The sequence below is a fragment of the Candidatus Binataceae bacterium genome (genome assembly GCA_035294265.1).
Lineage (GTDB): Bacteria > Desulfobacterota > Binatia > Binatales > Binataceae > DATGLK01.
Window position 1 is genome coordinate 26,020 of the sequence record DATGLK010000062.1, and the last position, 7,044, is coordinate 33,063.

Annotated in this window: 6 protein-coding genes; 1 reads left to right on the plus strand and 5 read right to left on the minus strand. The window is 61.7% G+C overall.

All coding sequences use genetic code 11. The annotated features are described in order from the left end of the window. Positions 1-179 precede the first annotated feature (179 nt). From VKV28_10540 to VKV28_10560, 5 genes are all read right to left on the minus strand, one after another. Entirely contained in the window at positions 180-455 is a 276-nt protein-coding gene (locus VKV28_10540) for a cell division protein ZapA (protein HLH77232.1), read from the minus strand. 26 nt (positions 456-481) lie between these two features. Continuing rightward, positions 482-730: a cell division protein ZapB gene (zapB, locus tag VKV28_10545; GenBank protein HLH77233.1), complete on the minus strand. Its 249-nt coding sequence runs from the start codon at positions 728-730 to the stop codon at positions 482-484. A gap of 40 nt (positions 731-770) precedes the next feature. Beyond that, positions 771-2,129 carry a signal recognition particle-docking protein FtsY gene (gene ftsY, locus VKV28_10550; GenBank protein HLH77234.1) on the minus strand — a complete coding sequence of 453 codons (1,359 nt, stop codon included), beginning with the start codon at positions 2,127-2,129 and terminating at the stop codon, positions 771-773. An 89-nt stretch (positions 2,130-2,218) separates the two neighbouring features. Beyond that, positions 2,219-5,746: a chromosome segregation protein SMC gene (gene smc / locus VKV28_10555; GenBank protein ID HLH77235.1), complete on the minus strand. Its 3,528-nt coding sequence runs from the start codon at positions 5,744-5,746 to the stop codon at positions 2,219-2,221. Positions 5,747-5,941: 195 nt separating this feature from the next. Beyond that, positions 5,942-6,598: an HNH endonuclease gene (locus tag VKV28_10560; GenBank protein ID HLH77236.1), complete on the minus strand. Its 657-nt coding sequence runs from the start codon at positions 6,596-6,598 to the stop codon at positions 5,942-5,944. Positions 6,599-6,831: 233 nt separating this feature from the next. Between VKV28_10560 and VKV28_10565 the strand changes: the two genes are divergently transcribed. Then, positions 6,832-7,044, plus strand: a 213-nt coding sequence (locus VKV28_10565; protein HLH77237.1) for a hypothetical protein, incomplete at its 3' end; no start/stop codon positions are given.

Below are 7,044 nucleotides of genomic sequence, written 5' to 3' on the forward strand. Positions count from 1 at the left end.
TCAAGTGTCCCTTGCGAGCTGGATGCCGCTGCTTACCATCACCGTATAGGGTCACCGGAAAAGCCCGCGGGCGGCCACGCCACCCGCGCACATCTTGCTTGGTCGAGCTCCAAAATGCCCCCGTCGTCCAGCGTACGTCCAGCCCTCGCCCCAGTCCATGCGGCCGCACGCGAACCTGGTCACTTCCTCTCTATGAACGATCGAGACAGGCGCTGATTCAACGCGTCGATCTGCTCGAGCAACTGGCGGTGCTCACCGCGCAGCCGTTCCAGCTCATCGGCGAAGTTAAGCGCCGTCAGGATGGCCAGGTCCACCGCGTTGACACTGCGCATTTTAACCCGAATCGACTGCGACTTTTGATCGACGCTACGGGCCACCGCTCGCACCCATTCGGCGTCAGCCTCGCTGGAAACGACCAGATGCTGTCCCATGATTTCAATGCTGACGCTGGCCATCGCGTATTTCGCAGACCTTCAACCCCTCAGCTAAGGTCCAAGCCGTCAAAGCGCGACAGCAACTTTTCGATTCGGCCTTTGATTTCCAGCCGTTCGGTTTCATGTTGCTGGCACTGATTTTCGATCTGCTGGAGTTGATTGCTAACCTCTTCCAGGCGCCGATTGCCGGCGGCCAGCTGTTCGCTCAAGCGAACGTTCTCCTGCCGGAGCTGTTCGGCCCGCTCCACCAGCGCCTGAATTTTTTGCTCTAAATCGTGCAGTATTTCCAATGCCATGATATTCCGCTGGTAATGTATTTTTTAGCCAAAGAGGCTGTCAAGCAGCATAAGAGCTCCCGCCCTGGGTCGCCTCCTCTGTAAATAACGCTTCGGCGAACTCGCGCCCGTCAAAGGGGCGCAAATCGTCCAGCCCTTCACCGATACCGACAAACCTGACCGGCAACTTGAGCCGGTCGGCGATTGCGATTATTACCCCGCCCTTGGCCGTGCTATCCAGTTTCGCCAGCACCACCCCGGTTAGTGGCACGGCATCTGCAAAGAGCTTAGCCTGGCTGAGCGCGTTTTGACCCGTGGTGGCATCCAATACCAGCCAAGTTTCGTGGGGTGCACCCGGCAGCTCGCGGCCTACCACGCGAGCGATTTTCTTTAGCTCCTCCATCAGATTGACCTTGGTCTGGAGCCGGCCGGCGGTATCGATCAGAACGGTGGCCGCTCCCCGGGCGCGGGCCGCCTTAACAGCGTCGAAGGCTACCGCCGCGGGGTCCGACCCGGGCTTCTGCTTGATGAGATCCACCTCCACACGCTGGCACCAGACCTCCAATTGCTCGATCGCGGCGGCACGGAAGGTATCAGCCGCAGCCACCAGTACGCTGCCCCGCTCCGCCTTGAACTGGGCTGCCAGCTTGGCCACCGTGGTGGTCTTGCCCACCCCGTTAACCCCTACCAGCATCACCACCAAAGGGGCGTCACCGCTGTCGGCCGGCTCGCGCTCGACGGCGCTCAAAGTGGTGCTGATTTCACCTTTGAGCGCTTCACGAATAGCGTCCGGGGTCGAAGCACCCTTGAGCCGGCCGCGCACCGCGGCCACCAGCCGAGTACTGGCATCAACCCCCACGTCAGCGCTGATCAGGGCCTCCTCCAAGCCGTCGTAGATCTCCTCGATGGGGGCACCGCCCCTCATCACGCTGCGCAAACGGCTCAGAAACCCCTCACGCGTGCGACGAAGCCCCAGACGAAAACGCGCCAATGGCGGCGTCGCAACCGGTGCGGGCAAGACTTCGGGAGGGGGTGAGACCGTCACTGGGGGCGGCAGGAGCGGCTCGGGCGCGACAGGAACGGCCTCGAGGGGAACAGCGGTGGCCTCTTCCGGGAGAGCGGCAGCCTCCGGAGGCGAGGCTACTTCAGGCGCGGGAGACACTTGAGGAAGCGACGCGACCTCGCTGGGAGGGGCTGCTGCCGCCGCCGCAGGCGGGACGAGCCGGGTCTGCGGCTCGATCTCGGGGGTGGCGGTAACTTCGGGCGGAGCGGGCGGCGGCGCAGGCTCGATCTGCGCCCTCGTGACCCGCGTTGGAGCCCGTTTGCGCACGCTGAATTCAATCAAAACGCCCAGGGCGGTCAGCGCAGCTCCGCTAACGAAGGCCGAGGCGACCAGAATAATCAATTCGACGGTGTTCATGGATGAGGCAGGGCCACCCACGCAAGTTCAGCGCTCGTAGCCACCCCCCAAAATACCAGCCTGCGCACCGGTTAGAAAACCAAACCGGCTCAGGCCGCTTCGGGCAGTTTCAAGGAGATGATTCGCGACACCCCGGGTTGATCCATGGTTACGCCGTGAATCTGGTCGGCGGTCTGCATCGTACGCTGATTATGAGTGATTACGATGTACTGAGAGCGAGACTTGAGTTCACGCACGAGTCCGGTAAAGGCGGCGACACTGAATTCATCCAGCGGCGCGTCCACCTCGTCGAGCAGGCAAAAGGGGCTGGGGTTTAGCAAAAACAAGGAAAAGACCAGGGCCAGCGCCGAAAGCGCCTTTTCTCCACCGGAGAGCAAAGAGATTTCCTTGACCTTTTTGCCCGGCGGTTGAACCAGAATATCTACTCCGGCCTCCAGCAGATCGTCGGAATCTACCAACTGCAGATGGCCACGGCCGCCGCGCAGCAGCTTGGGAAAGACCTCGGAAAAATGGCGCGCCGCGGCTTCGAAGGTTTCGGCAAAACGCTGGCGTGCCTCGCGGTTGAGCTTCTGCACGGTCTGATTAAGATCGGCCAGTGCCTTTTCCATATCTTCACGCTGAGCGTTCAAACCGCGGGCACGCTCTTCGAGTTCCGAGACTTCGCTTTCGGCCGCCAGGTTCACTTCACCAATCCGAGCCAGCCGCGCGCGCAACTCGCTTAGGCGGGTCTCGTCGGCGCCGGCGTCACGTCCCTGCAAGGCAGCCGCCAAGGCTTGAGCGGCGTCAGCAAAGTCAAGCTCGAAGCGCTCGCGGAAAGTGTGGCTCAGCTCTTGGCAAAGGGTGGCAGCGCGTTCGTGGCGTAAGGCACAATCGATGCTTTCCTGCTCCAGGCGTGCCACTTCGTCATGCGCCGCGGAGGCCGCCGCGCGAGCCTGGGCGCTTTGTTGTTCCAGCTCTCGCGTCTGCTGCCGGAGTTGGCTCACCGCGGCGTCCAACTCGGCCTGGCGAGCACACTCCGTCGCTTCCTGCTGTGCCAGGCGCGCCAGTTCGGTCTCTAATTCGGTTTTTTCGACGTTGGCCTGAGCGAGCGCCTCGCGGTCGCGATCAAGCTGGCTCTCCAACTCACCCGCGCGCAGGCTGACCTGCCGCAGCTCTTGTTCCAATCCCGCCAGCTTGGCCTTGCGCATCTCCACCCGCGAGGCAAGATCGAGCATCGCCTCGGCGATTGCGTCGGCCCGGGTCTTGTATTCCAAGCCTTCGGCCTTGGAAGAGTTAAGCTGCTCGCGCAGTGCCTGCTCCAGCAGGGCCAACTCCCGCAGCCGTTCGTGCGAGAGCGGCAACAGGGCCTCGATTTCGCTAAGGCGCCGATGGGCCCCCTCGCGGCGGGCCTGAGCCAGCGCGCACTCCTGCTCGATACGAGCCAATTCGTTGCGGCGCTGGATCAAGGCCTGTTCAGCCGCCAGCGCGATCCGCCGGCCGGCTTGCAATTCGCTTGTGCACTGCTCGCGCCGGGTGCGCGCCGCGAGCAACCGTGCGGCGGCTTCGCGGTCCATCTCTTCGGCCTCGGTCACGGCGCTTTGGGCATCTTCGACCGAGATGAGCAGGTCGGCGTCTTCGGCCTCGATATCGACCATGCTACCGCCGCTAATAAGAATTTCAGGCCAGACCACGTCGCCCTCGCGCGTGACGAAGACCGTACCGTGGCCATTGAGGCTGGCAGCCGCCAATGCGCTCGACAGGTCGTCGGCGACCAAGACTTGGCCGAGCAAGGCTTCCGCTACGGACTCATAGCCGGGCTGCACGGTCAGCATCTCAACCAGGCGGCCGCTGATGCCGGCCGCCGATAAGCAATGGCGTGGCTCGGCCGTAGCGGGAGGCGGTACGAAACTCAACCGACCCTTACGATTGCGCTTGAGAATTTCGATCGCGCGCAAGGCAAAGTTGGGGCTGTCAACAATGACCGAGCTTAGTTGGTCACCCAACACCGCGCGCATCGCAGGTTCCAGCTCGCGGGGCGCCCGAATGACCTCCTGCAGAAAGCGCGGAGTTTGCGCCGGTCGGTCTCCGTTAAGCGATTCCAGCACACTGCGCAGCCGCTCGCCGGCGGCACTGCGCTTTAGTCGCTCTACTCGAGCGCTGGCCGCGGCCAGAACTTCGCGCGCCGCCTTGAGCCGGGCGGCAGCCTGTTCGCGCGCGCCGCGGGCTTCCAACTCAGCCTCGTTGGCCGCAACTTGATCGGCTTCCTGCTCGGCGATCGAGGCACGCCGTTGCTCCAACTCAGCCTGCGCCTGGGCAACCGCCTGAGTGCCAGATTTGACCCGCTCCAGTCCCTCAGCCTCGGCCTCGCCCTGCCCCGCCAGTGTCTGGCGCAGACGGGCCTGTTCGCCACTTAAGTCGCTTAACCTGCCGCGGATCACAGCGGCCTCGCGCATCAGATCCGCGATTTTATCTTTGAGAATTTCAAGCGCATCTTCATGGCGCTTGAGCCGGGCGGCTTCCTGTTCATATTGAGCCTTGAGCGCCAGCAGCTGACCCTCATTGTTGTCTCCGGAGCTAGCTTCGCGCGCATGCCTGGCACCGACCTCGGCACGCATCGCGCGGGCAGCGGTCGCGCGCTGTTCGGTCTGGCCAATCCGAGCGACAAGCTGGGGTTGCAACTCGGTTGCGGCACGCAAGCGGCGTTCGATGAAGCGGCGATTCTCCAGCCGTTGAGCGGCGATCGCTCGCACTCCTTCCAGCTCCCGCGAGAATTCACTTAGACGGCGCGAAGCTTCTTGCTCGGCGGCGCGTGCCTCCTCGAAGCTTTGCTGCAAGGCGAGTTGATGGCCGCGTGCTGCGTCAAGTTCTCGCTTGAGTTGCTCGCCGCGCGTGCTGCAATGCTCGAGTTCGGCCTGTTGGGCGAGCAAACGGCGGCCAGCCGCCAACCGCTCTAGCTCGTCGAATTGCTGCTTGACACTCTTGTAAGCCTCAGCCTTTTTGGCCTGCCGGCGAGCATAGGCAAGCTGGCGCTCGATTTCGCTGACGACATCGTTGAGCCGATTGAGATTTTCACGCACGCGCTCAAGCTTGCGCTCGCTCAACTCCCGGCGCCCCTTGAACAACGCCAGTCCGGCAGCCTCCTCGATAAGTGCGCGCAGCTCGGCGGGCTTGGCGTGGATAATTTCTTCGATTTTGCCCTGTTCAATAATCGCATATCCGCGGCTATGGACCTGGGCCGCCATGAACAGCTCAGTAATATCCTTCAGCCGGCAGGGCATCTTGTTGATCAAGTATTCGGAATCACCCGAGCGGAACACCCGCCGGGTAATCGCGACCTCGCTTAGCGCTTCGAAGGGCACCGGCAGGGGACGCTCTTCCTGGGCCTCGAGAATGAGAGATACCTCGGCCATCCCAGCGGCCGGATTTCTGTCGTTGCCGGCGTAAATCAGATCTTCGCTGGCTTTACCGCGCAAACGCGTGGGCGCCTGTTCGCCCAGTACCCAGCGAATAGCGTCGACAATATTGGATTTGCCACAGCCGTTAGGGCCGACCACCGCGGTCACGCCAGGAGCGAAACTAATCGTCGTGGGTTCAAGAAAAGACTTGAAGCCGACAATTTCAAGCGCTTTAAGCCGCATACCGCCTCTCCACCGCCCCTTTTCCCCGTGTCGCTAGCGCTAGCCCAGCCGTTTCCAGCGCGCTGTGGACATCCTTCCGATAGGCTTGGTTATCCCATACAGAGCCGGCGAAGGTCAAGATAACGGCGCTAGATAGGGTGGAGGTGTTGCTCGCATACCACAATAAGTTGCGGTAAGCCGGCGCCAAGCCGCAGTTCAGTCCCGAACCAGCTCGGTGTTCCAGTAGGCGCTGTCCAGAGTGCTCAGATAAGGCTGCCATGCCTGGTAGCGCAGGCTGAAGCTCTCCAGGTTGAAGGGGGTCCATTGCGGTCGGCGCGGCTGCTTGATGAGCTTCATGCCCGCCTCTTCGGGAGTTTGGCCGCCCTTTTTGCGGTTGCAGACATGGCAGGAACAGACCACATTTTCCCAGGTGGAGACCCCGCCCCGCGAGCGCGGAATGACGTGATCGAGGTTGAGGTCGGCGCGGGAAAAGCGCACACCACAATATTGGCAAGTATTGCTGTCGCGGGCGTAGATGTTGAAACGAGAGAAGCGGACATGGCGCTTGGGAACGCGCTCGTAGGCGCTCAGCAAGAGCACTCTGGGCACGCGAATAAAGCCACCCACCACGCCCAGCCGCTCGTGATGCAGTTCGATCGAGAGATCACGCCACGAAGCAAAATCAAAAGTCCGATACTGCTCATCGACCGCTTTGGCTACCCCCTGATAGAGCAGCGCAAAAGCACGCTTGACCGAAGTGACATGAACCGGCAGGTAGGAACGGTTCAGAACCAGAACCTTGCTGGTGAGAAGAGAACCTCCGGCAGTTGGCGACCAGAGAGTGTCGGCCACGGCAGCCATGTCTTTATGCATGGTTATTGCTATGGAGCATGAAGTCAAGCTGTCGGGCCTGAAAAACCGCCCCGCTTGCGTCCGCTGCTCGCTATTTCCTATGATGCGGCATAGGGAGTGCGGGAGGCGGTGAAGTGTTTTCCGAGGTCAAAATTGTACGATACCCGGAATGAGTACGGCGCGCCGCATAGACGCGCCTGGGCTCCCAGCCATTTCTCCCCCCCACCCGATTCATCCGCATCCACCAGGCAAGAGTGAAACGCGAACTGATTATCAATGCTTCCGCTTTGGAAGTAAGAGTAGCGTTGCTTGAAGACCGAGCCCTAACCGATTTCATGGTCGAACGAAACCTCGTTCGTGGGCTGGCCGGCAACATTTACAAAGGCAGAGTAACCCGAGTACTGCCCGGCATGCAGGCGGCTTTCGTGGATATCGGCCTGGAGAAAGCCGGCTTTCTCCATGTCTCT